Genomic DNA, 24,105 nt, shown 5'->3' with positions numbered 1-24,105 from the left:
TCCTTTAGCTATAGCCATTGCAATATAAAATGTTGCAATCCTGTATTGTACAACGGTTCAAGACATGGTATTCTTTATACAATATTAATCCAAGTGGAAAAGAGGGATAAATACATGGCCGAAATCTTAATACGTAATACCAATGAACGAATTAGCGGTGAAGAACAAGTACGTGAATTTTTGGAGAGTCACGAGGTATTGTATGAACATTGGGATGCTTCCAAACTGTCCGGGGAGTTGCAAGAAAACTTCACCCTAACAGATGATCAAAAAGCCGCTGTTCTCAAAACATTTGAACCCGAAATCAAGGATTTAGCCGCACGTCGCGGATATAAAATATGGGACGTTATCACCTTATCTGAAGCAACGCCGAATCTGGACGAGCTGCTGGCCAAGTTTGAGCAAATTCACACCCACACCGAGGATGAAATCCGTGCCATTGTCGCTGGTCAAGGCATCTTCATCATTAAAGGCCCTGAAGAGATCGGCTATTTTAACGTAGAGCTTTCACCGGGGGACGTTATCTCCGTACCTGAAAATATACCTCACTTCTTCACTTTAATGGAGAATCAAAAGATCGTCGCAATCCGCTTGTTCATCGAAGAAAATGGCTGGATTGCCGAACCGTATGAAGATCCAACCTTCATTAAAGCATAATTACGAAATCATCCTTGTGTGAATAAAAAAACTCCCTCTGCTCTGTAACAATCGAGCGAAGGGAGTTTTCTTAATACTCGTTTCTAAAGACTATGGATTTCTTACTTTAACGATTGAATAATTCCGTCCAATTCAGACAGATGCTTGATTTCGAACTTGGGCTTGATCTCTGTGGTGTTGGTTTTAGCATTTCGGTTCACCCACACCGAGTGTACACCTGCTGCCAACGCTCCTTGAATATCAGTCGTCAGCTTATCTCCTACCATTAAAGCATGTTCAGGCTCAATACCAAGAAGCCCCAAAGCATGCTGGAATATAGACGGATCAGGCTTGCCTCGACCAAATGAACCTGAAATGACAACATGATCAAAGAAAGGAGCTAATTGAGGAACTCCATCCAGTTTCTCCTGTTGTAGATCAGGGGAGCCGTTTGTCAGCAATAACAGCTTGTATTGTCCCTTCAATTGTTCTAAAATCTCAAACGTTTCTTCATATACATGTGGACGCGCGCGTCTTTCCGAAGCAAATTGGGTAGCCAGCTTTTCCGCCAATTCCTCATTATCTATCCCCAGTTGCTGGAGCCCTCTGCGCCATGATTCCTTTCGATAAACAGGAGCCAACTGTTCCAATTGGCGGAATTCAGGCTGCTCACCTGCTGTAAAATTCGCCCACAATCCTTCAAACGGATTAATGCCGATCATTTGAGTAAAACTAAAGGTTTCATAGGACTCATACAAAGCGCGTGCTTCCTTGCGGACGGCTTCCTCCAGAGACTTCGGATCAACGCCTGCTTCACCGGAGCCTGTTTGGCACGCTGCATCAAATGCCTCTTCTACACTACGTTCATCCCACAGAAGGGTATCATCAAGATCAAACATTACCGCCTGAATCGTCATCTGAATTATCCACTCTCTTTCCACTATATATGTACGCCTGTTTGCTAGGTTACCTATTCGGATCATCATGTGTGTCCATATTAAGCAAGCGGCCGCAACATGTTATATATAACATCATGCGGCCTTACTTACAGAGCTACAGGCTAAATCAGTTATTTCTTGTCTATCTGTATCTGATTGGATAGCGCAAACTTTTCAAGTCGCTCTGCAATGGCATCCGTGTCATAGCGTCCCAGTGATTTTGTGAAAATAAAATTACCGCCCTTACCTTTTCTTTCAACGGTTACGTAACCCTTTTCAATCTTGATGGCTTTCATGTCCCCTGCCGTCATTGGACGTTCTCTGCCACCTTTCAGCATATAGAGAGTATCCTTTCCCACCTTCAAATAAGGACGACGGATAAAGAAGATAACAGCCAGCATCAAGTACAAGCCGAATACAAGCCAATCCATTCCTCGCATGCCGGTCTTAGTCAAAAAGTAACTCATGAGCATGTACAATACAGCAAGACCAGCCAGCATGATTGGCACAGTAATATTACGGCCACGGAAAATGTCCATTGCAGAACCTGCGCCGTTAATGGTTTGAATGCCTTGTTTTTTGCGCGATTTATTCAAATGTGCTGTGTTTTTGCGTACTTTTCTTTCAAATGATCGGGCCATCTCTCAATTCCCTTCCCAGATATATTACATTAAACAATTGCCTCAAGGCTGATCTATATAGATACCGAGAAAGATACCTAAAAACGAAAGGTAAATTATGCAGGCTTGGCCGCTTTAACGACATTAATGCTTCAGCCCGCCATTTCCCTTCGACGTATCATCGTCCACAAATTCAATTGTTTCAAGCTGCTGCCGAAAATTACGGCGAATGTTACCTAAGTAAATTTCCCGAAGATTGGCGCGCTCTGTGGTCTCCGCTTCCGTCAATCCCTCGGATTTTGCTTTGCGCGCTAATTCATTAATGCGCTGTACCAAGCTGTCTATATCCAAATTGTGTCCCCTCCATAAAAGCAAAGATATAATACACTTTGACATGTAGAAAAGAGCTTGTCAAGGCTTCCGCATTACGCTCCCTGACAAGCTCTAATAGTCTGTAGATCAGAAGTGCGGAAGCTTGAGTACCTGACCTGCCTGCACACCCCGATCCTCCAAACCGTTAATCCGCACAATTCCTTCTATATATACCCGTGTATCCATTCGTTCCGGTTTATGATTCACGGCAATCTGCCACAATGTATCCCCAGGTTGTACGGTCAGTTTGGTCACTTCTTCCTTGGAAACTGAAGGAGCTGCGAAAACCGTAAGCACACCTGCCCCTGCAATCCAAGCGACAATCACTAGAATAAGAAGCTTAAGTAAAAAAGTATTAGTAATAATCTGTACAAAACGCACCCTACCCTCTTTTCGGGTCTCCTGTATATTTTCTAAATTCATCGGAAAAATACTTTGATAAGTACTATATTTCATCATTGGCCGTGTCCTCCAAACGTTTGTTCTTATGTTTTTCACAATATAACACGAACATTTGTTTTGTTCAATAGAAAAGAGAACAAAAGTTCGCAATTATTTTTAGGGATTATTTAGAACTTATGTTTGTACGAACGGAGGTTCTATGCTATAATTTTCCCAAACGTTACTAAATGGGGTTGATACGGTATGTCTAAGATTTCGAGCCGCCAGCAGGCCATTCTTGAATTTATCCGCAATGAAGTGCGTCTAAAGGGATACCCCCCTTCTGTACGCGAAATAGGCGAGGCTGTCGGATTGGCCTCCAGTTCTACGGTTCACGGTCATTTGGATCGTTTAGAGAAAAAAGGACTCATTCGCCGCGATCCTACCAAACCACGGGCTATTGAGTTACTCGGTCAAGACGAATCGGATAATAGCAACTTGATTAATTACTCCATTAGTCGTGTCCCCGTCGTCGGCAAAGTAACTGCTGGTCTTCCTATTACGGCGACAGAAAATATTGAAGATTACTTTCCTCTTCCCCAACACTTTGTTGGTGAGGATAAAATATTCATGTTATCTGTTGTAGGCGAAAGCATGATTGAAGCTGGTATTGCTAACGGAGACTATGTAATCGTACGTCAGCAGCAGACCGCCGATAACGGCGACATTGTTGTAGCTATGACAGATGAAGACGAAGCTACTGTTAAAACCTTCTACAAAGAAAAAGATCATATTCGCCTTCAACCTGAAAATCCAGCCTTTGAACCTCTTCGCCTGACACATGTCAGCATTTTGGGCAAGGTTGTAGGACTTTTCCGGGACTTCCACTGATTTCTCGTTTCTTCTTCCCCGTCATTCTATCCACTAATACAAAACCGGCTGCCTAGGGTAAGCCGGTTTTGTATTGTCATTATGTTTACTATGTATCTCACAACTATTCTTTCCTTTTCAGCAACCTATATTGTATCTACTATAAAAATCCGCCCCCTCATCTTAAATAATCCCCCACTGATCTTGATCTGCTGTACTGTTATTGGTGAAACAAATGGATCTTTCTTTGTTCTAGATAAATATGATATATTACTCATAGCCTCTATAGGAGGAATTAAATGAAAAAAAATATAATTTCAGCGTTTGTTGTGATATTTATCGCCATAAGCTGTGCAGTTCCAACAATGGATCATTTGTATGCAAAAGAGAAATCAAACATAACAACCTACGATCGTATTCAGTACATACAAATACTTATCCATTTCAGGTATTTAGAAAAGCAACTTGAAGCTACAATTTCCGAAAGAAATAATTACCCAGAAGACAGCCAAGAATATAAACAACTCTCAGAACAACTGAATCATATTCTTGCCCAAGAGGCGTACTTCGAAAAAAAACTTAAAACCCTTAATAGTAAATAATATTCATACTAAACTGCATATTATCTTTATCTACACTATTTGACTCATGCTGACCTGCTGTAACATTCTCCTACAACGTAAAGTTGGAAAGGCGAAGGCAGGTTAGCATGAGTTTTTTGTTAAACATTAGGAACATAGGTAGCAGCTTTTTTTACTTTTAATAGATTTATGCTGATACATTACTAGCACAATTGACATATGTATATAGCAGACCTAAGCAAAGGAGATATGCAGATGATCAGAAATAGAGTTAAAACGTATAAGCATCGCATCGGGAAAAACAAATATCTGGTCGTTAAAGTCTTTCAGGCCGCAGCTGCTAAAACAGGAAGCGGAAATGCACTAGCAACCAATGCATTGAATATCAAAATTTCCAAGCGTAAGCGTAAACACCACTAAGATTCAACCGTACCTTCATTTCTTTGAAGGGAGGTGATATTATGAGCAGAAGACATTTCAGACGTGATTTGAGAAGAAGAAGATTAAACATCCGTTCCAATCAAAGAGCCATTGCGCGCGCAAGAGGTAACGCACTGGCTGTTAATCTGTTTAGCGTAAATGATAGACAACGCAGACGTTAATAATCGTTTTCAAGCAAAAAGCGGGAAGGATTCTTCCTGCTTTTTTGTGTTTACACGGCACACCAAACTGCTAAATCCCATCGCACTGCTTAAATTCATCGGCCTTCCTTTTTTTTAAAAAAACTTCATCGATGGATACAACCTACACTCGCACTTGGGTTAAAGCAGTGATGAAAAATTCGATATTTGCTTTTACGATGTTTATATGTGCAGTTCATGCTAATCCACTATCTACTGATATCGTTCAAAAGAAATCACCACATAAGCACCAAAATTATCAAATATCAAAAATGTTTTTAAGAATCACAATCTGAATTACATACTGCAAATAAAAAGGATCATACCAGCTATATCTTGGTATGGTCCTTTTATTTGTAGCAAAGTTACTTAGAGTACTCACTTACTTCAAACGTGAGGATACGATCGAACAGCATGTAATCCTTACGGCTACTGAATGGTCCCTTGTTGTTGTCATGTTTGTTAATGGCGTATGAAGCCGATCCAGATCCAGCTTGTTTGCCTTCATACCAGGCAATAAAGTCTTCAACCTCAGTCATGCTTAAGTCAAATTCTTTCTCCAAACCGGTTGTCATGGTAACTACTAGAATAGCATGGTCCCCGTTTGAAGTTGGATCCTCTGTTCCTGGATTAGGAGTGGAGCTCGATACTTTAGACATCATCTCTAATTCGCTAAGAGCTAGATACTGACTTCCATTGTTGGCTGTAATATTAATTCTATAATTCTTATATGAATTAGAATTAGAAAAAGAGAATTTTTTGGGAGTGCTATTTACCCATCCAGTAATATTTGACTGAGTGTCTAGTACGTTCCAAGTAATCCCGTCATTTGAGCCTTCGAAAGTCCAATTTTTAGGGGCTCGGTCAGTTGCCGTCGTCTGTGGATATATAACATATTGCTCAATAACTTCAGGATTGGAAAAGTCATATCTTAGCCAAGCAGTAGTTGTACTTGATGTCCACGCACTAGCAATAGTGGCAAATTCCTTGTTAAATGCCTCATATGCGTATGAATATTCATTACTTGCGCTTGCTACTCCAGATGGCAAAATGTTAGTTGTCATTTTTGGAATTACATTTTCTGAATACTCTGCTTCAGCAGCAAAAACATTTGATAAGGGAAGAGATAAAAGGACTAAAAATAAAATTGTAATACATGTTTTCTTCATTAGGATAATCCTCCAATATTTTTAATAGAACTAAGAATAATTTAATTAAGGAATTGTGTCTAAACATAAACTTGCTGATCTATAAATATAATCCATATATTTGCATATTTATTTTTTATTGGGCATGAAAGAGATCGTACCAGTTACCCGCAGCGCCCTTCACATCTACTCTAAATTCAAACTGGTCTCGCATGAAATGCTTTCCGTTAATCTTGATCGACTCAGGCGAAAACTTTTCCACTGGCCCACCATAATCCTCAAACGTCACACGTAATTCTTCATCCACGCACACAACATTTACTCTTACCTGACTTAATGCAGCTGCAAACAGTTCGATACCCGACCTTTGTGATTATTGATCAAGACGATCAACTTATACTGGATAAAACACGAATATGTAAATTCACCTTGCCATATGAGTCCATTGGAGCTCAGAAAAAAACGCACTTCACTAGGGCGTGTCTTCAAACTCAAGCAAGCCAGATCATAATGGAAGCCAACGTCAGAAAAGCCTTGAACGTACACGCCAATTTATCATAGCGAGTCGCCAGGCGACGGTAGTGCTTTACTTTGTTAAAAAGCATTCCACCAAATGCCGTTCTTTGTAGAGATCCCGATCATATTCCGCTCGAACATGGCGATTCTTCTTGCTCGGGATGACCGGAATCGCCTGCTGTTTTTCTATAAGAGCATCGGATGGCATTCGTACCATAAGCTCGGTCGGCTAAAACCTGTTTCTTTGTGAGCTTCATGGTTCGGAGCAAGTCGTACCCCTTCACCGAGTCATGAGCTTGCCTACCCGTCAGTTCAAAACGAAGAGGATTTCCCAAGGCATCGACTACGCCATGGATCTTGGTGCTGAGTCCTCCACGGGAATGTCCGATCGCTTGCTTGGCTGCCCCCCTTTTGCGCCCGAGCCATGCTGGTGGACTCGTATCATGGTGGTATCGATCATGACATTTTCTTCGTCGCGCTCTTGCGAAACGTGCTTAAGAACCTGATCCCAGATTCCGGCCTTCTGCTAGCGCCGAAAACGAGTATACACCGATTTCCAATAAGGATATCGTTCCGGCAAATCTCGCCAAGGAGCACCCGAACGTGCCACCCAAAGCATCGCATTTAACATTTGTCGATTGTCGATTGTCTATTGCCGGCCGCCCCCCCATGTGGTTTTCGCTCAGGGGGAAACCAATCTTTAATCCGCTGCCATTCATCATCTTTGTTTTCGTATCGTGTATTTATCTACTTTATTTAACCATTTGAAACGATATGAACCAGTTTCCTGTTTGAAGACACGCCCTAATCTCTATCAAAATTCTCATCCCTTTTTTTGTAGAGTGGAAAACTAATTAATGAACGCATAAAAAATCCTCGGATATGTACCGAGGAATCGTTTCTAACAAAACTCATCTTTCTCATGCTACTCCATCACCATCACGATCCAGCTTCCTACTGTAACCTGGTTCTCCCTCATGTATCGGATCAGTAGCGGCAGCACGAACCGCAGAGCAATTTTTGTAGTATGCATGCTCGATGACTCTCTTGGTTCAGAATTAGTTTGAACGACTTCCTTTTTAGGAGTAACAACTTTAGGCTTAGACTGTCTATATCCATTCCCGCTCCGCACTATGAATTAACAGGACATGGTTATGAAGAAAAATTCGTGATAATATCTATGTCATAGTAAGTAGATATGAATTAATTATTTGGAGGGATAATTTTGACTAGAATTCACCAAAAGTTGACAGAGTTAATTGGAAATACTCCTTTGTTAGCACTGTTGAACTACAGCCAAATCCAAAATATTGAGGCAAACGTGGTAGCCAAGTTGGAATATTTTAATCCGGCTGGTAGTGTTAAGGACCGTATTGGATATGCTATGATTAAAGACGCCGAGGAGAAAGGCTTAATCAATAAAGACTCCGTTATTATCGAGCCGACAAGTGGCAATACTGGGATCGGACTTGCATTTGCAGCCGCGGCTCTTGGATATAAACTTATAATTACACTTCCTGAAACGTTTAGTATCGAACGTCGCAAGCTTTTGACTGCGTTTGGTGCTGAGCTTGTGTTAACACCGGGATCCGAGGGGATGAGAGGCGCTATCAAGCGTGCTGAGCTCTTGGCTGCCGAAACACCAAACTCTTTCATACCACAGCAATTCAGCAATCCTGCCAATCCAGAAATTCATCGCAAAACTACAGCGGAAGAAATCTGGCAGGATACAGACGGCGATGTAGATATTTTTATCGCGGGCGTAGGTACAGGTGGAACTATTTCGGGCGTTGGCCAAGTATTGAAGGAACGCAAACCTTCTGTAAAAGTGATAGCCGTTGAACCGTTCGACTCACCAGTGCTGTCTGGCGGTACTCCAGGTTCACATCGACTACAGGGACTCGGTGCTGGTTTCATTCCAGATAACTTTAATGAAGAATATGTGGATGAGGTTTTCAAAGTTAAAAACGAAGATGCGTTTGAAACTGCACGCCTGCTTGCCAAAACAGAAGGGCTGCTTGTTGGTATTTCTTCTGGGGCTGCGGTTTATGCAGCAACACAAATTGCGAAGCTTTCAGAAAACAAAGGCAAGACGATCGTGGTCATATTACCTGATACAGGTGAGCGTTATTTGTCCACTCCGCTTTTCTCAGACGTAGAATAATAACAAGCCAAAGGCAGGGATCCCCCTGCCCCTTTTGTTAATTTTCCAGCCACGAGAAGCAAGCGCCCATAGAATTGTTTCATTAACCTGAATTGATTCCTTTCTTCGCTAGCGGTCCATTTTTTGCACAACAAATGGACCGCTAGCGAAGAAAGGATTACCTTGGCCCAGCGCGATGTCGTTGTGCTCATCAGGCTTTTGCTGTAAAAGTGGGTTTCTCCGTAGTAGTCTTGTACCAGTCTGTAAGCCTCTTTCTTTAAATTGACGCGGGTGTAACACATCGTCATCAGGAAGTCTTCGATTGCGATATAAGGATTGATCTGCTTTTTTAGTTAATCAGCTAAAACACTAGCGTCAAATGCTCCTAGAAAGACTCCGGCCGAATTGTCGTAGGTAAGGCGGTTAAAAACATTTTTTTGTTTGTTGGATACCGTCAGTACAATATTTATTATCTCTTATATTTTTGCTAGATACTTTCAGAAATGATTTCTTCCAACTTAATCCAGCTAAAATCATCTTCCACACGAGACAGCTTTACTTCCCGTCTAGCAGTGTTGATTACTGTTACAATGCCACGCAACTCCGCATCATCAAACGGGCTAAATACTACCAGTGTGACAGCCGTACGTGAGTTGTAAGAGTCTATTAACTCCTGCTCTATGAGTTGCACTTCTTGATCGTCCAACTCCGGTTTCTTCGCCGTTGTCGATCTTTCATTAACTTTATGTTCAGGGATGATAATCCGGGAGCTTTCCCATAATCCATTTTCTTCGAGTTTTTTTACCCACCTTAACCGCCTCCTGATTGTTATGTACAAATTATAATCAGAACATACGTTCTAGATAAGAGTTTTTGTATGTATATCTAAAACTTTTGTACTAGAAAAATATTCCTAGGTCTGATAGACTATACGAAAATGCAAAATCAGGGGGATAATATGAAAATTGTAACAGGTATATTGGTGACTGCCGCGTTTCTAACACTTGCAGCTTGCTCGCCTAAACGAACTGCCACAACAAATGACACCAAACCAGCTACTACTACGGCAACGAATACTGCTGCACCAGCTGCACCAGTGGAACAAAAGCAAGAAGATACGGTTACACCTATTAAAAAGGGCGAGACTGTTACAATACAGGATTACGCTGATATAACAGTAACGGGAAATAAGATTTCAAAGAAAATCGAACCCTCTAAACCGGGAGACTTCCACACACTATACGAATCCAAAGAAGCAGATTCCACCTTCTTTGCTCTAATTATTAAAGCCAAAAATCTTGGGGCAGAAGGAATTAAAGCGGATAAAATAGCGAAAGTAAACCTAAAATTCGATAATAAATATGATTATGATACATTCAGCACTATTGAGGAACGTGGTGGTGAAGACTTTACTTACACCAACATAACCAGTGTAGACCCACTTAAAACGGGAACACTGTACTATCTTTCAGAGATACCCAATGAGGTGGCTAAAAGTGATAAGCCATTAAAAGCAGAAATAAAGATTCAGGATAAAGTTTACGAATATACGATAAGATAAAAAAATGACCCCGGAGCAATCCGGGGTTTTCTCTACTATACAGTAATGATTTCCTCCAGTTAATTAAACAAACTAAATAAGATACAAAACGAATTAGTTGGCAAGTCATAAAGTCGAAAAAACAAGTCCCAGCTAGGTCCCGAGACTTGTTTAATTAATAGAAATTCAATTTTGAACTAACGTTCCAGTTAGTTATAGGGTTCCCAGTTCGGGTCGCATATATCTTTATCTGAGGCTTTTCTCACAAACTCTATGCATTTTTCTTCGCAAGCGCCAAATACTTTATAATTTTGCTGGCCCTGTCTTAAAGATACTATGTTTGCCCCGCCATCATAATCAGGATCTGCAAACTGAACACCATCATCTTCCCAAAAACAAATTTCACAAATATCATGTGTTCCAGGCGGTTCATCATCTAAGGTTTTGTAACCCCAGCAAGGAAAGTATATTTTCCCACCGTTATAAGACCTCTCCTTATTATGTATCTGTTTTTTGTTCCGTTAGCCAGTATGCGAGTCCTTCATTACTTGTAATTAAAAGAGATAGGAAGAAACCTTTCGGATACATTTGCTTCAAACATCAATATATCGGTCTGTATATCCTGTCTATATCTGTATCAAGCACGAAACCAACCTCTGTGTCATCTTCAAAACGTAATCGATCAAAATTATGAAGTCGACAAAATATATCAGGTAAATCTCTAATATTAAGAGTCAGCATTTTTGCTTGTATATACTTTTGATATAGTTCTTCTTGTGTGCATATAGGACCAGTAATCAAATTTTGAAAAAAGTAACCTTCAATTTCAATAATCATAGAATCACCACTGGGTAGTTAACCAATCTTTATAAATTTAGAATACTATAACAAATAATCAACTAAAGCGCATGTTAACTTAACCTTTGTGAACAAATTAAAGCTCCCTTGCTACCACATTTGCTTATGATAGCTTCTATTTTTCCATTAATTTATTAAATATCTCTCTATCGTTGGAAGTAAAGTCGGAAATCCGTTTCTTTTTCTCGTATGTGTTGGTACTTGAATCCAATTTAATGAAGCTATTTTCACCAATCACATATACGATATTTTTTTCTATTTTATATGACACAATATTATCAACAGCTTTTTCCAGTGGATCAGCAAGATGATTATAAAGTATTAAAGGGTCGTGCGGCCCCCCTCTAAAAATTTGAAAAGTCCCGTCACCAAAATATTCTACGGTATCTTTGCCTGATGGGTATTTATACTTCGTATTATCCCCAAAATTCACCAGGAAAATTAGAGTAGTAGTTGTAACTAGTATAGCAATCAAGATAATGATGTATCTACGCTTCATCTGCGATTTATTCCTCACTTCCAAGCTTTTTTTGTATCAGTTACTGTAACATAAGATGTATACTCATTGAGTGTTCCCCATGATTCCATTAAATTTGTTAGGTTGGCCGCAGCCCAACCGAGTTTGTTGTCCCCAGTAAACATTTGTTTTAAATTATATACATCATAATATGTTGTAGTAATTTTCCATTGTCCGTTTTCATATGTTCCATCTATTTTGTACTTCATTTTGTGAAAAGCGTTATACAAATCTCTATCACTTTCAATTGCAATAGACCCATAACTTGAAAAACTTTTAACTTTTTTGTCGTTAGCTTTTTGTACTGCTTTATCAATTATATACATATTATGTTCTTTAGATTTTTTAATTTGCTGCGCCTCATACGACCACTCGTTAAAGTGTAAATGTCCTGGCTTTACGATCAGGATAATGTATTACAGTGTCTGTCGAATCTTTTACCTGCTCTACGCCTCGCACCCAAGTCTTTTCTAGTTCTACAGAGGATTTTCAAACGGGAAAGTATTATTTCCTGCATACACTAACATATTCTTACTATATGCGCCTTCCAGTACTTTTTTGCGAGACATCAGACTGATCCTTTTCTCTTGTTTCCTTAGGTTCTAACTGAGGACTGTATTGAATTTTTCCCAATTGATCTTCTTTTTGTTTTAAAACAAGTTCAAACTCAAGCATCTCTTTGCTGGTATCAATCTGTTCTTGATACTTATCTACATAAGCGTGTGTAAACGTAATATCTCGGATCGCGTTTTCATTTCTAACGACTTGGACGTTACATTTTCGATAGTAGTCCTCACTATCAGGTTTATATTCCGTGTTTGCCCATGTGTACAGCATGTTGGAATTATCCGCATTTTCTATAACTGAAGGAAGCGAATGAAGCGGAATTTTGCTTCGAATATGTAGTGAATGAGCCAAATCTGAAGACTTAGCTAAAAGGTTTATGGAACTATTATTCTTATAAGTAAAGCCAGTGATTTCACCCTTTTACAAACTCGATTGGCTCACCACCGGATTTGCGTTCTATTCTTAATGAAATGCTCATTGAAATAATCTCTTCTGTTAATTTAATCTAGTTTTATAGGAAAAATTTATTAAAAATAATTTCCAAATATTAATATATACGAAAAATATTAAATAGTAAACATATTTTCAACTTGATAAAAGACGTAAAAAATCCCCGGTTACCTGGGAAGCGCTAGAAAAGGCTATTACGCTCGGTAAACTGGATAAGAATCCGTGTGAAGGTGTGACTTTCAGCGGGGATTAAGAAATCAGATAAGGTAAAATTTATTGAGTCAGAGCACATTCCTGAATTTCTAGCAAATGCAAAAAAATACGGATATATTTATTGGTTTTTCTTTATGTTTATGTTAGAGACAGGCATGCGAAAAGGAGAAGTTGGCGCGTTACAGTGGCCAGACATTGATCTAAAAAACGGTTTGGCAACCGTTAGTAAAACTTTAGATTATGATCTCCCTGAGAATCCTGATGATTTATTTGGCATACAAAGACATTCAACTCAAAAAGAACCATAAAAATAAGTAACACTTTATTGGCTGCATTAAGACACCACCTAAATGTTCAAAATCAAAACAAGACCACTTTTAGGCGAAATGTATAGGCATGATCTTAATCTAATTATGTGTCGTACAGATGGGAGTCCGATCCCAAAATCGTCTTTGTTCAATTCATTTTCTAGGATATTAAAACGAACGGGACTCCCCCCCTTACCTATCCATTCTCTTCGACATACGCACGCAGTATTGCAATTAGAAGCTGGGGCTGAAATGAAATATGTGCAGGAACGTTTGGGACATGGTAGCATCCAAATAACTTCTGACATCTATGCACACATTTCTAAAAAAATAGAGATGAATAACATGGAGAAATATGAGTCTTTTACTAAAAATTTATTTCGATAATAAAAATTTTGGGGGCAATTTGGGGGCAATTATAAATCGACTTAATAAAATTCTTCACCTACCCACAAACAAAAAAATCCCTCAACGCTTAGAGCGCCAAGGGATTTCACATTTTAGTAAAGCGTCAGATATTGATCACGTTCCCATTGATGCACTTGGGTTCTGTACATATCCCATTCAATTTCCTTAAGCTCGTAGAAGTAAGCCAGAGCATGGTCGCCCAATGCTTCAGAGATGACTTCGCTCCGAATAAGCTCAGACAAAGCTTCTTTCAAGTCTGCAGGCAGACTTGGAATACCTTCTTCGATCCGCTCTTCCTCGGACATCACGTAAATGTTGCGATCAATCGGAGCTGGCAGAGCCAACTGACGTTTGATACCATCCAACCCGGCTCTCAGCATCACTGCCAAGGCTAAATAAGGATTCGCTGCCGGGTCAGGGTTACGGACTTCGACGCGAGTGCTCAGACCACGAGATGCGGGAATCCGAATCATCGGACTGCGATTACTTGCAGACCAAGCAACATAACAAGGCGCTTCATAACCTGGTACGAGACGTTTGTAGGAATTCACCGTTGGATTCGTGATCGCTGCCATTGCACGTGCATGTTTAAGAATACCAGCCATATAGTGGCGGGCCGTCTGGCTCAATCCGAGTTCGTCCGTTTCATCATAAAATACGTTTTCATTGTCCTTGAACAACGATTGGTTACAATGCATACCGGAGCCGTTCACGCCAAACAAAGGTTTTGGCATAAAGGTAGCATGCAGACCATGCTGGCGAGCAATCGTCTTAACAACGAGCTTGAACGTTTGAATCTGATCGGCTGCTTTAACCGCATCTGCATATTTAAAGTCAATCTCATGCTGACCAGGTGCAACTTCATGATGGGATGCTTCAATTTCGAAGCCCATCTCTTCAAGCTTAAGTACAATTTCACGACGGCAGTTCTCACCCAAATCCATCGGAGCCAGGTCAAAATATCCGCCTTGGTCATTCAGTTCTGTAGTCGGCTCGCCTTTTTCATCCGTTTTGAACAAGAAGAATTCAGGCTCTGGTCCGACATTCATCGAAGTGTATCCCAATTCTTCGGCTTCCTTGAGTACACGTTTCAAGATGCCCCGCGGGTCACCTGCAAACGGAACTCCATCCGGCTTGTAAATATCGCAGATCAAACGAGCTACGCGATCCGAGGTTACCCAAGGGAATACAACCCAAGTGTCCAAATCCGGATATAAGTACATGTCAGATTCTTCAATACGCACGTAACCTTCAATGGAAGAACCGTCAAACATCATTTTATTATCCAATGCTTTTTCCAGTTGACTTACCGGAATTTCAACGTTCTTAATGGTACCAAGCAAATCTGTAAACTGCAAACGAATAAAACGAACATTTTCTTCTTTCGCAATCCGGAGGATATCTTCTCTGGTATAACTCACACTAACCTCTCCCTTTCTGTAACGACTATATACAAATCGGCTGTTCCATTAATTACTTAAATGATGAGACCAGGTTTTTAAGTAAAGCGACCTTATGCCAAGAGGTAAGTCAAAGCATTATCTCTTATTGAAAAACCGTGATAATTCGCCTTGGATCAGGGATACCTGTCCTGGTCTTTTGCCTGCAACAAGTTGTTGTTTCAGCAAGCGGTGAAGCTGAGTATCGGACATTTCACGGCGTTTGACTTCCGTATCTGCAGTAATAACCGTCGCTTCCTCCGATTCCTTGGTAACCGGGTTCATGACTTGTTTAATTCCCGCAATGTTAACACCCTTCTCGATCAATGCCTTAATTTCAAGCAGACGCTCTACGTCATTAAAAGAAAAAAGACGTTGGTTCCCCGATGTACGGGCAGGAACTATCAAGTTATGCTGTTCATAATAACGAATCTGACGTGCTGACAAGTCCGTTAGCTTCATGACAATACCTATTGGAAATAAGGCCATATTTCTGCGAATTTCGTCGCCCATTTGTCATCAACCTTCCAGTGATCTATTATTCACCTTATTGTACATTTAGCTGATGCAAAGTGTCAATGACATGTTAGAAAAACTCACAATAATTTACGTTCTTTCATCGTTTGCAGGGCCATAAGCACTCCATATTTGACATGAGAGTAGGTTAAGCCCCCTTGCATGTAACCAATATAAGGCTCACGAATCGGAGCATCTGCGGATAGTTCCAAACTTCCCCCTTGTATGAACGTGCCTGCAGCCATGATAACCGGATGCTCATAGCCTGGCATATCCCATGGCTCTGGCACCACATGGCTATCCACCGCGGCCGCACGCTGAATGCCCTGCACAAAAGCAATTAGATGCTCTGGTCCGCTAAAAGAAATAGCCTGAATCAAATCCGTACGCTCCTCATGCCAGGCAGGTTTGGTCTCAAAGCCCATTTCCTCAAAGACCGCAGCTGCGAATACACTTCCTTTAACCGCTTGCCCGACTAGTGTTGGAGCAAGGAATAGTCCCTGAAATATGCCGCGTGTAGTACCTAGCATAGCTCCTACTTCTCCGCCGATTCCAGGTGCAGTTAATCGGTAGGATGCCAGTTCTACATACTTATGTTTGCCGCAGATATATCCACCCGTTTCTGCAATGCCACCGCCGGGATTTTTAATCAACGAACCTGCCATCAAATCGACACCGACCTGAGTAGGTTCCAGCTTCTCGGTAAATTCACCGTAGCAATTGTCAACAAAGACAATGACGTCAGGTTTTATCTCCTTCACACGTGCTGTCATTTCTTCAATATCTGCAACACTAAAGGAAGCTCTCCAATCATAGCCGCGTGAACGCTGGATACCGATCACTTTGGTATTGACATGGATCGCAGCCTCCACCGCTTTCCAGTCCACTTTACCTTCTGCTGTCAGTGCGGTTTCTCCATAAGTAACACCAAAATCCTGCAATGATCCTGTCCCGTCGCCGGGCTTACCAATCACTTTGTGCAGGGTATCGTAAGGCCGCCCGGTAATGTACAACAGTTCATCCCCCGGACGCAGCACACCAAATAAAGCAGTAGCGATTGTATGAGTTCCCGAGGCAAAATGCGGACGCACCAACGCTGCCTCCGCACCGAACACATCCGCATAGACTTCTTCCAGCACCTCACGCCCCCGGTCATTGTAAGCATATCCCGTAGAACCCGCAAAATGAAAATCGCTCACTTGCTTCCGCTGGAATGCCTGAATAACTTTCCACTGATTTGCATCTACAATATGATCTATGTGCTGTATACGTTCTTGTATTTTATGTTCTGCCGTTTCCTGAATTTGCTGAATTTCTGGACTAAAAGCTACCATTTACCTTCTTGACCCTCTCTCTTACGCAGCCTTAGGCTATTCATGTTATATTATTGTTCACTTTGAACGATGAGCATTATCATTTTATTGACCCTAAGACATCATTAGATGTTAACCTTCTGTGAACTCGCTGAGCGCATGACCATATTTTTCGTACTCGCCTCTTTGAATTTCTACTTCATAAATGACATCATTGCCATCATACTCTGTCAGCAGTACATCTCCGATTCTATAAAGCACTGAGGTTAGGTCCCCACGTTCCGCAGGAATGCGAAATCTCAGCGTATCACCGCTCAGATGCTCTTGAATCAGTTCACGGATGCGCAACAAATCCCCTTCATCAAATGCGCTAATTTTCAAATAGCCCTCCCCGGAAGGAAGCATTTCTAGTTGCTCAGGGGTGCAAGCATCTTTTTTGTTAAATAATACGATCTGAGGCTTGTCCGCAGCCCCTAGCTGCTGCAAGATCGTCTCTACAACTTTCATCTGTTCGTCGCGCATGTCCGAAGAAGCGTCCACGACATGCAAAATGAGATGAGCCTCATTCGCCTCCTCCAAAGTAGCCCGAAAGGATGCAACCAAATCATGAGGAAGATTTTGGATAAACCCGACCGTATCCGTAAGAATTATTTCTTTGCCACTCGGTAGTTCCATTGTTCTGGAGGTAGGATCCAGCGTCGCAAACAGTTGGTTCTCAATATATACATCGGCTGCTGTCAGTTGTTTCAACAGCGTTGATTTGCCCGCATTGGTATAGCCAACAAGTGCTACCTGAACAATGCCACTTTTTTGTCTACGCTCCCTGTGCAAATATCGGTGACGGGTCACTTCCTCGAGTTGGCGTTTCAGATCACTGATTCGGTCACGAATGTGACGACGGTCCGTCTCCAGCTTGCTTTCACCAGGACCACGTGTTCCGATTCCGCCACCGAGCCTCGATAGGTTTTTGCCGTGTCCAGACAAACGGGGGAGTAAATAGGACAGCTGCGCCAGTTCAACCTGAATAATACCTTCCCGTGTTTTTGCGCGTTGAGCAAAAATGTCCAGAATCAACTGTGTCCGGTCAATAATTTTGAGATCCAGACTTTCTTCCAGATTTCGTACTTGAGCCCCCGAGAGCTCCTGATCAAAAATAGCTGTATTCGCTCCCAATTCTTCAGCAACTGCACGCAATTCCTCTACTTTTCCTTTGCCAATAAACCATTTTGAATCCTTGGCTTCCTTATTCTGTGTCAGGACGCTCAGTACTTCAACTCCCGCTGTCTCAGCCAGTTTCACCAGCTCATCCAACGAGTATTCCGTATTGATGCCAGATCGTTTGACTTCATCCGTAATTAGACTGACCAGTACCGCCTTGTCCTGCATTTCGGTTTGTGTATCATGAGTGGAGTTCGCCATATTGTTTGCTCCTTTATTTTCATCTCAACTCTCGAACAGAGACCGACCTGATGTCCAGGCCGGCCCCCGTTCGATGTCATACAATTCGATGTGATTCAGATTCCTATTATCGCCTATCTTTTGTCCATTTTCAAATCCTCTGGACGCAGCGTCATCAATTCCTGCTTGCCGGGTTGCCCGCTCCTGTACTGATTGAGCAACCTGACAGCTTGGTGCCGAATCGCTTTTTCAATCACGTTACGAACATATCGTGCATTACTAAATGCATGAAGACTGTCATTACGCTCGTTTAGCAAATGCTCCTTCATTTTGAGTATGGACTGAGGCATGAGAATATAATCCCGCTCCTTGGCCATCATCTCGGAAATTTGGATGAGCTGATCCACAGTATAATCAGGAAAATCCAACTGGATTGGAAAGCGAGAAGGAAGACCAGGATTCGTCCGTAAAAAAAAGTCCATTTCCCCCGAGTATCCAGCGAGGATCAAAATAAATTGATTTTTTTGGTCTTCCATGGACTTTACCAAAGTATCAATTGCTTCTTTTCCAAAATCCTTTTCCCCTCCGCGTGCCAAACTGTAAGCCTCATCAATAAATAACACGCCGCCAAGAGATTTCTTTACCAGATCTCGCGTTTTTTGTGCCGTGTGACCAATATACTCACCTACCAGATCAGCCCTCTCCACCTCAATTAGATGACCTTTGCTCAGCACCCCCATTTTTTGCAGCATTTTAGCGATAATGCGGGCTACTGTCGTTTTCCCCGTACCTGGATTTCCTTTGAAAATCATGTGATAGACATGTGCATTGCTCAACAGTCCCGCATCAGTGCGCATATGGGCGATTTGCAAAAAGGCATATACCTCAAATACCAGATCTTTGATGTTATCCAAGCCGACGAGATGATCGAGTTCTTTCTGAATTTCCTGATAAAGACTGAGATACTGCGGTAGCGCCTGCGACTTGGTCGAAGCCACTGCTTCCGTCTCGTCCACAGTCACCGAAGCTATCGGCTCCGGGCTACGCAGCACGACATTGATTTGTCTGGAAGGTCTCTCCTCCGACCGCTTGCCCGCGGCGATTCCCCGTCCGTTCATACATCCATCACCTCAACATTTCTTCAGGCACAGCTTACCCTATTAATGTATTCGGTCCAGCATGTCCTTATTAGCACAAAAGCAACGGGAACGTGCACAAAGCCTTTCCACGAATTCAGGCAACCCAAGTTTGAGCACTGATCCACCACCGTTGCAACGTCCATTTAGCGTATGCCAATACTTCTCTTGATTGATGAATTGGCATATTCAGCACTTTGGATTCCGTCAGAGCCATCTGGGGATGATTAAAATTCAAGAATTGAGCAATCTCCATCGCCCGAGGGCCATGATAGCTATGTGTGATGATCACGTTGGAGGTCCAGCCATACTCCTTCATGATGCGCTGGCTATAGAGCAGATTTTCGTAAGTACTGGTCGCATGGTTTTCCAACACAATATGCTGTACAGGGACCCCTCTGTCTACCAAATAGCGTTGCATGCCCTCGGCCTCCGTATACGGAAAATCTGGTTTATCCAGTCCCCCACTTACAATTAGACGCTGCACCGTCCCGTTGCGGTATAAACGCAAAGCTTCTTCCAGCCTTTCCCTCAATCCGGGACTGGGCTCAGCTCCCCACATAGAAGCACCTAGTACGATACCAATTTGCGCTTGCTGGAGCGGAGTGGTAGAGACGGCTGTATTCATGTTCCAAACTTGGATACCTGCCCATACCAATCCGACCAAAATGAAAATCATCAAACAAAGTACAAGACGCTTGGATACCATAAATATTTTCCCAAGGCGACTCTGCCTGCTTTTCAGCTCAGGGCGTTTGGGTCCAGTGTTTCTAATCCACTGCAAAACTTCACCGTTCTTTCTTGAAATCACCGTTGTGAAACCATTCTGCTCGGTGTTTCAGCGACATTTTAAAATAGGGGAACAAGTGGGCATCTATCCGATGTAACACATCAGCCGCCGTACGGTTAGCCAATTCTGCTTCCTGCGTTGAGATATGTCCCCGTTGTAACGCCTCCTCCAGTTCATCCTCATCCACCAGGAAGATTTCACCGTTTTTAAGCACCACAACATCCAAATACAAATCGTCAAACCAAGGGACCCCTTGATCGGTCACACCCTGATTTCGGCAGGTATCAATGTACCATTCAACGATTTGCTCCCGATTGTCAAACATAGCAGTCACCACATAGTGCTCACCTTTTGGATAATATTGCAGCCAGGAATAACCTTTATCGGCTATGCAAAACGTATGACCGCCGTAGCTTTTCCATAAGGGTTCTTTGAGGTTCAAAATAGTATACAGGGTCACATATCCTGTAAACGCGTCACTTTCTACATACCGGCAAGCAAACTTGCGATTCGTGATTCTGCGCCAGTTGGCCCGGTCTCCGAATTTGCGCTTCATAAATGATGTTCCTCTCCAACATTGGTAAAACCAGCTTACCATATTTAAACTGTACACTCAAAAAGAACCCCTCTATTACAGCAAAAAGGTATTCTCAGACCGTGAAACGGTCCGAAAATACCTTTTATTTGAAGCAAAATTCAACTTACATAAAGCAATACTTGCTAATCCCGATTGTGACGTCCACGATTGGAGTTCGAATGACCGTTGTAATTGCTTTCCTGACTTCCATCCGTTGTGGCTCCTGTGGTAGATGTATCCGTATTTTCTGGATTTACCATGGTATCTTCATCAGAAATACCTGCATCCGGTGTAGTAGTCTGACCATTTCCCTGATTCGTGTCACTTCCCGTGCCGGAGCTACCACTATTATTCTCTGGACTGCCATTTCCGCTAGTGTCCCCAGGAGTCGTCGGAACCTGTCCCGGGCTGGTGCCATTATCGGTACCTTCAGGAACTGTATTCCCCTGATCCGTGTCGTTCTGACCGTCTATAGTCCCGCTATTATCCGGTACTGTTCCATCCTGAGTCGGATCGGATCCTGGCTGTGGATCTACCGGAGTGGTCTCTGCTGGAACTTCCACACGGATCGTATTGGAAGCCTCGGATTCTTTTCCATCCGCTCCATAAGCTACTACATAATATTCATACGTGTTTCCAGCTATAGGAGACGTGTCTTCACCGCTCGTGCCCTTCATTGCCTCCATAATTGCCGTAAAGCCTGCATCAGAAGTCCCTTTGCGATATACACGGTACTGCACATTATCTCCCGCCGCCGCAGTCCAGGACAACGATACAATTTGGGTTTCCTGACTATAAGACCCGCTCAGTCCGCTTGGAGCGGTAGCCTGAACCGGCTCGTCTGGCTTCTGCTCAACGGGTGGTTCATATCCCTTCGGCTCGCTGAATTGCGTTACCGGGTGCCCCTTGAGGGCTTCACCCATGACCCTTCCGAAAAAGGCTGCGGACTGCCCACTGTAGTTTCTCAGCATATGCTTGCTGTCCGGCTTGTCATACCCCATCCATACCGCTCCGGTATATTCCGGCGTATAACCGACAAACCAGATGTCCCGGTTACCACTGTTACCGCTGATTCCACTTTGGGTCGTACCCGTTTTACCAGCTACAGGCCAGTCAATACGTGCTTTTCGACCTGTGCCGCTATTGACAACATTTTGCATCATTTGTGTCATTTCATAAGCTGTTTTCTCACTCATTACAGATTTAGTTTCCTCTTCATGAGTATAAACCACTTGATCGTCACTATTGTTAATTTGCTTAATGGAATAAGCCTTTTGGAATTTCCCTTTATTAGCAAAAGCGCTATACGCCTGCGCCATTTCAAGGGTATTTGTTCCTTTGCTTAATCCACCCAATGCGATAGCAAGCGAGTGATCATTTTTGTCCATCGGAATGCCTACGCTCTCGGCGAATTGAACCCCTTTTTCCACGCCGATTTGGTTTAGCAACCATACAGGCGGAATATTTTCAGACTTCGTAATTGCATCGAGCATGCTGATGGTCGACGAGTAACCATGCAAGTTTTTCGGACTGTATCCGTTAAAACTCTGACGTTCGTTACTCAAAGGGGTATCCATCGTAAATTTACCGGATTCGAGAGCTGGCGCATAGGCAACGATCGGCTTGAAGGCCGATCCTGGCTGTCTGCGGCTCTGTGTCGCACGATTGAAGGTTCCCTTTTTGTAATCCCGTCCGGGTGCCATCGCGGCAATTCCACCTGTCTGGTTGTTAATAATGACCATCGAGGCTTGAACAGGCTGATCGTCCGGACTTTTTTCGAACATATCATCATCTGCCATCGCCTGATCAAGTGCATTTTGAGCCTGGGCATCCATTGTGGTATGAATTTTGTAACCACCAATAATCAGATCATTGCCGCTAACTCCTGGGAGTGCATCCTCTGCCTCATCCATGACGTATTCCATAAAATTTTGATACTTTTGAACTTTTTCCGGTTGTTTGTAATTGTAATTTACAGCCTTGGCCTCTTCCATCTCTTGCTTTCCAATCATCCCCTGCTCAAACATCAGCTGAAGAACCACAGCACGCCGGGCCTTTGAGTTTTCCGGGTTACTGATCGGATTATACTTGGATGGCCCTTTCGGAATAGCTGCCAGTGTAGCAATCTGCCACAACTTTAAATCTTTTAAGTTCGTTTGCCCAAAATAGCCTTCCGACGCTGCTTTAATTCCAGAATACGAGCGTCCAAACCAAATCCGGTTCAGATAAAGCGTAATAATCTCATCTTTAGTCAACCTCCGCTCCAGCGCCATTGCGATGGATACCTCGGTCGCTTTACGGAAAAAGGTTTTGTCACGTGTCAAAAACAAGTTTTTGGCCAACTGCTGAGTTAGCGTACTGCCGCCCTCCACTGCAGAACGAGCCACGATATCCTTAACGGCCGCCCGACCGATAGACCAAATATCAACCCCTTGATGCTCCATAAAACGCTTATCCTCGGTTGCGATAAAAGCTTTTTTGAGCAATGGTGGAATTTCTTCACTTTTGACAGGATCGCTTTTTTGCACAGACAACTCACCCATGAGGACACCGTTGCGATCATAAACCTTCGATGTCTCGTTCACTGTAATTTTGTCCTTGTTGGCTTCGTAAATTTTTTCACCATTTACCATGACAAATAAATATCCACCAAGTGCGCAAAAAATGGCTAACGCCGCTGTAATAAACAGCGTCCACCCCACTCGCTTACCTGTTATTTTCTTTTTCTTGCCCTTCGGCTTCTCTTTAGGTGTGTTTCTATTGCGATTGCCGGATCTGGACAATGAATCGTTTGGCATTCCCCTGACTCCCTTTCGCGAATAATCATATGTTACCGAACATAAGCTTCAAGCTTGCTGTCGGCAGCATGAAAGTAAACGGAATGAAAAGAACAACCCTGATCAGGTTGCTCCCGGTCACATTCCTATACAGTTAGACGAGACGGACGCCTGAAAAGTTTCATGAACCCGGGCGACCGTCAAGCCGTAATCAGTTATCGCTAGCGTTATCCTGTTGCTGTACAAGCGATACATTGCGTTGCGGTGTAAAGGTGGAGATGGCATGCTTGTAGATCAGCTGTTGCTTTCCATCCGAGTCGATAACAATCGTAAAATTGTCAAATGCTTTAATCGTTCCCCGCACCTGAAATCCATTGATGAGGTATACCGTTACAGGTATAGAATCCTTGCGCAATTGATTCAGAAACGTATCTTGGATATTAATGGACTTGTTCATTTTAGCCGTACCCCCA

The 24,105-nt window shown here is 42.6% G+C and carries 31 protein-coding genes and 1 pseudogene; 9 read left to right on the top strand and 23 right to left on the bottom strand.

Translation table 11 applies throughout. From position 1 onward, the window contains the following. Positions 1-114 precede the first annotated feature (114 nt). Positions 115-657, top strand: a complete 543-nt coding sequence (locus tag AC6EJC_RS07980) for a 1,2-dihydroxy-3-keto-5-methylthiopentene dioxygenase (RefSeq protein ID WP_444953486.1) — start codon at positions 115-117, stop codon at positions 655-657. 101 nt (positions 658-758) lie between these two features. Here the strand turns inward: AC6EJC_RS07980 and AC6EJC_RS07975 are convergent, their stop codons facing one another. The 4 genes from AC6EJC_RS07975 to AC6EJC_RS07960 all read right to left on the bottom strand — a co-directional run bounded on the left by AC6EJC_RS07975 (position 759) and on the right by AC6EJC_RS07960 (position 3,022). After that, positions 759-1,553, bottom strand: a complete 795-nt coding sequence (locus tag AC6EJC_RS07975) for an HAD family hydrolase (RefSeq protein ID WP_444953668.1) — start codon at positions 1,551-1,553, stop codon at positions 759-761. 152 nt (positions 1,554-1,705) lie between these two features. After that, positions 1,706-2,215, bottom strand: a complete 510-nt coding sequence (locus tag AC6EJC_RS07970; protein ID WP_444953485.1) for a hypothetical protein — start codon at positions 2,213-2,215, stop codon at positions 1,706-1,708. Between the two features lie 123 nt (positions 2,216-2,338). Beyond that, positions 2,339-2,545: a DUF896 domain-containing protein gene (locus tag AC6EJC_RS07965; protein ID WP_444953484.1), complete on the bottom strand. Its 207-nt coding sequence runs from the start codon at positions 2,543-2,545 to the stop codon at positions 2,339-2,341. Between the two features lie 108 nt (positions 2,546-2,653). Continuing rightward, a complete protein-coding gene (locus tag AC6EJC_RS07960; protein WP_444953667.1) occupies positions 2,654-3,022 on the bottom strand; it encodes a LysM peptidoglycan-binding domain-containing protein in 369 nt (122 codons plus the stop codon). 189 nt (positions 3,023-3,211) lie between these two features. Here AC6EJC_RS07960 and lexA point away from each other — a divergent pair, with 189 nt between their 5' ends. The 4 genes from lexA to AC6EJC_RS07940 all read left to right on the top strand — a co-directional run bounded on the left by lexA (position 3,212) and on the right by AC6EJC_RS07940 (position 5,000). Further along, a complete protein-coding gene (lexA, locus tag AC6EJC_RS07955; protein WP_013310545.1) occupies positions 3,212-3,838 on the top strand; it encodes a transcriptional repressor LexA in 627 nt (208 codons plus the stop codon). Between the two features lie 278 nt (positions 3,839-4,116). After that, complete coding sequence (locus AC6EJC_RS07950) at positions 4,117-4,419, top strand: hypothetical protein (RefSeq protein ID WP_444953483.1); 303 nt, start codon at positions 4,117-4,119, stop codon at positions 4,417-4,419. A gap of 234 nt (positions 4,420-4,653) precedes the next feature. Further along, positions 4,654-4,818: a hypothetical protein gene (locus tag AC6EJC_RS07945; protein ID WP_444953482.1), complete on the top strand. Its 165-nt coding sequence runs from the start codon at positions 4,654-4,656 to the stop codon at positions 4,816-4,818. A gap of 41 nt (positions 4,819-4,859) precedes the next feature. Beyond that, positions 4,860-5,000 carry a hypothetical protein gene (locus tag AC6EJC_RS07940; RefSeq protein WP_444953481.1) on the top strand — a complete coding sequence of 47 codons (141 nt, stop codon included), beginning with the start codon at positions 4,860-4,862 and terminating at the stop codon, positions 4,998-5,000. 383 nt (positions 5,001-5,383) lie between these two features. Here AC6EJC_RS07940 and AC6EJC_RS07935 read toward each other — a convergent pair whose 3' ends face one another. From AC6EJC_RS07935 to AC6EJC_RS07915, 5 genes and pseudogenes are all read right to left on the bottom strand, one after another. Then, positions 5,384-6,187, bottom strand: coding sequence for a discoidin domain-containing protein (locus tag AC6EJC_RS07935; RefSeq protein ID WP_444953480.1), 804 nt, complete (start codon positions 6,185-6,187; stop codon positions 5,384-5,386). A 115-nt stretch (positions 6,188-6,302) separates the two neighbouring features. Continuing rightward, positions 6,303-6,524, bottom strand: a complete 222-nt coding sequence (locus AC6EJC_RS07930; protein WP_444953666.1) for a hypothetical protein — start codon at positions 6,522-6,524, stop codon at positions 6,303-6,305. A 280-nt stretch (positions 6,525-6,804) separates the two neighbouring features. Then, complete coding sequence (locus tag AC6EJC_RS07925) at positions 6,805-7,071, bottom strand: transposase (RefSeq protein ID WP_444953665.1); 267 nt, start codon at positions 7,069-7,071, stop codon at positions 6,805-6,807. A gap of 137 nt (positions 7,072-7,208) precedes the next feature. Next, positions 7,209-7,328: a transposase gene (locus AC6EJC_RS07920; RefSeq protein ID WP_444953664.1), complete on the bottom strand. Its 120-nt coding sequence runs from the start codon at positions 7,326-7,328 to the stop codon at positions 7,209-7,211. Positions 7,329-7,602: 274 nt separating this feature from the next. Next, positions 7,603-7,719 (bottom strand): annotated as a pseudogene (locus AC6EJC_RS07915) (excalibur calcium-binding domain-containing protein); the annotation flags it as partial. A gap of 188 nt (positions 7,720-7,907) precedes the next feature. Here AC6EJC_RS07915 and cysK point away from each other — a divergent pair. Next, positions 7,908-8,846, top strand: coding sequence for a cysteine synthase A (cysK, locus tag AC6EJC_RS07910; RefSeq protein WP_444953479.1), 939 nt, complete (start codon positions 7,908-7,910; stop codon positions 8,844-8,846). A gap of 466 nt (positions 8,847-9,312) precedes the next feature. Here cysK and AC6EJC_RS07905 read toward each other — a convergent pair whose 3' ends face one another. Next, the gene (locus AC6EJC_RS07905; RefSeq protein ID WP_444953478.1) at positions 9,313-9,663 is read right to left on the bottom strand and encodes a YolD-like family protein; all 351 of its coding nucleotides are present in this window, start codon (positions 9,661-9,663) and stop codon (positions 9,313-9,315) included. A 120-nt stretch (positions 9,664-9,783) separates the two neighbouring features. Between AC6EJC_RS07905 and AC6EJC_RS07900 the strand changes: the two genes are divergently transcribed. Further along, a complete protein-coding gene (locus AC6EJC_RS07900; RefSeq protein ID WP_444953477.1) occupies positions 9,784-10,386 on the top strand; it encodes a bZIP transcription factor in 603 nt (200 codons plus the stop codon). A gap of 188 nt (positions 10,387-10,574) precedes the next feature. On the opposite strand, the gene AC6EJC_RS07895 is transcribed toward AC6EJC_RS07900, so the two are convergent. The 4 genes from AC6EJC_RS07895 to AC6EJC_RS07880 form a co-directional block, all read right to left on the bottom strand. Next, positions 10,575-10,835 carry a CPCC family cysteine-rich protein gene (locus tag AC6EJC_RS07895; protein WP_444953663.1) on the bottom strand — a complete coding sequence of 87 codons (261 nt, stop codon included), beginning with the start codon at positions 10,833-10,835 and terminating at the stop codon, positions 10,575-10,577. A 503-nt stretch (positions 10,836-11,338) separates the two neighbouring features. Continuing rightward, the gene (locus AC6EJC_RS07890) at positions 11,339-11,722 is read right to left on the bottom strand and encodes a hypothetical protein (protein WP_444953476.1); all 384 of its coding nucleotides are present in this window, start codon (positions 11,720-11,722) and stop codon (positions 11,339-11,341) included. A 14-nt stretch (positions 11,723-11,736) separates the two neighbouring features. Beyond that, a complete protein-coding gene (locus tag AC6EJC_RS07885; protein ID WP_444953475.1) occupies positions 11,737-12,066 on the bottom strand; it encodes a hypothetical protein in 330 nt (109 codons plus the stop codon). A 208-nt stretch (positions 12,067-12,274) separates the two neighbouring features. After that, positions 12,275-12,577 carry a hypothetical protein gene (locus AC6EJC_RS07880; protein WP_444953474.1) on the bottom strand — a complete coding sequence of 101 codons (303 nt, stop codon included), beginning with the start codon at positions 12,575-12,577 and terminating at the stop codon, positions 12,275-12,277. 428 nt (positions 12,578-13,005) lie between these two features. Here AC6EJC_RS07880 and AC6EJC_RS07875 point away from each other — a divergent pair, with 428 nt between their 5' ends. Both AC6EJC_RS07875 and AC6EJC_RS07870 read left to right on the top strand, forming a co-directional pair. Further along, positions 13,006-13,278, top strand: a complete 273-nt coding sequence (locus AC6EJC_RS07875) for a tyrosine-type recombinase/integrase (protein ID WP_444953662.1) — start codon at positions 13,006-13,008, stop codon at positions 13,276-13,278. A gap of 42 nt (positions 13,279-13,320) precedes the next feature. Continuing rightward, on the top strand, positions 13,321-13,665 hold the full coding sequence (locus AC6EJC_RS07870; RefSeq protein ID WP_444953473.1) for a tyrosine-type recombinase/integrase: 345 nt from the start codon (positions 13,321-13,323) through the stop codon (positions 13,663-13,665). Positions 13,666-13,778: 113 nt separating this feature from the next. Here AC6EJC_RS07870 and glnA read toward each other — a convergent pair whose 3' ends face one another. The 9 genes from glnA to hfq form a co-directional block, all read right to left on the bottom strand. Then, positions 13,779-15,107, bottom strand: coding sequence for a type I glutamate--ammonia ligase (glnA, locus tag AC6EJC_RS07865; RefSeq protein ID WP_444953472.1), 1,329 nt, complete (start codon positions 15,105-15,107; stop codon positions 13,779-13,781). Positions 15,108-15,224: 117 nt separating this feature from the next. Continuing rightward, positions 15,225-15,638: a MerR family transcriptional regulator gene (locus AC6EJC_RS07860; RefSeq protein ID WP_007430683.1), complete on the bottom strand. Its 414-nt coding sequence runs from the start codon at positions 15,636-15,638 to the stop codon at positions 15,225-15,227. Between the two features lie 83 nt (positions 15,639-15,721). Further along, on the bottom strand, positions 15,722-16,975 hold the full coding sequence (locus tag AC6EJC_RS07855; RefSeq protein ID WP_444953471.1) for a methionine gamma-lyase family protein: 1,254 nt from the start codon (positions 16,973-16,975) through the stop codon (positions 15,722-15,724). Positions 16,976-17,086: 111 nt separating this feature from the next. Beyond that, positions 17,087-18,373, bottom strand: a complete 1,287-nt coding sequence (gene hflX / locus AC6EJC_RS07850; protein ID WP_264453672.1) for a GTPase HflX — start codon at positions 18,371-18,373, stop codon at positions 17,087-17,089. Positions 18,374-18,486: 113 nt separating this feature from the next. After that, positions 18,487-19,470 carry an AAA family ATPase gene (locus AC6EJC_RS07845; protein ID WP_103048819.1) on the bottom strand — a complete coding sequence of 328 codons (984 nt, stop codon included), beginning with the start codon at positions 19,468-19,470 and terminating at the stop codon, positions 18,487-18,489. 115 nt (positions 19,471-19,585) lie between these two features. After that, positions 19,586-20,272, bottom strand: a complete 687-nt coding sequence (locus AC6EJC_RS07840; RefSeq protein WP_498474508.1) for a YdcF family protein — start codon at positions 20,270-20,272, stop codon at positions 19,586-19,588. A gap of 4 nt (positions 20,273-20,276) precedes the next feature. Next, positions 20,277-20,834 (bottom strand): ribonuclease FAU-1 family protein, encoded by a 558-nt coding sequence (locus AC6EJC_RS07835; protein ID WP_444953470.1) that lies wholly within the window; start codon positions 20,832-20,834, stop codon positions 20,277-20,279. A 164-nt stretch (positions 20,835-20,998) separates the two neighbouring features. Then, positions 20,999-23,653, bottom strand: a complete 2,655-nt coding sequence (locus AC6EJC_RS07830) for a PBP1A family penicillin-binding protein (protein ID WP_444953469.1) — start codon at positions 23,651-23,653, stop codon at positions 20,999-21,001. Between the two features lie 190 nt (positions 23,654-23,843). Then, positions 23,844-24,089 (bottom strand): RNA chaperone Hfq, encoded by a 246-nt coding sequence (gene hfq / locus AC6EJC_RS07825; protein ID WP_023989043.1) that lies wholly within the window; start codon positions 24,087-24,089, stop codon positions 23,844-23,846. Between the last annotated feature and the right edge of the window lie 16 nt (positions 24,090-24,105).

This window comes from Paenibacillus sp. TY11, assembly GCF_059772165.1.
Note: the sequence above shows the minus strand (reverse complement) of the source record. Positions and strands in the feature narration are given on the sequence as shown.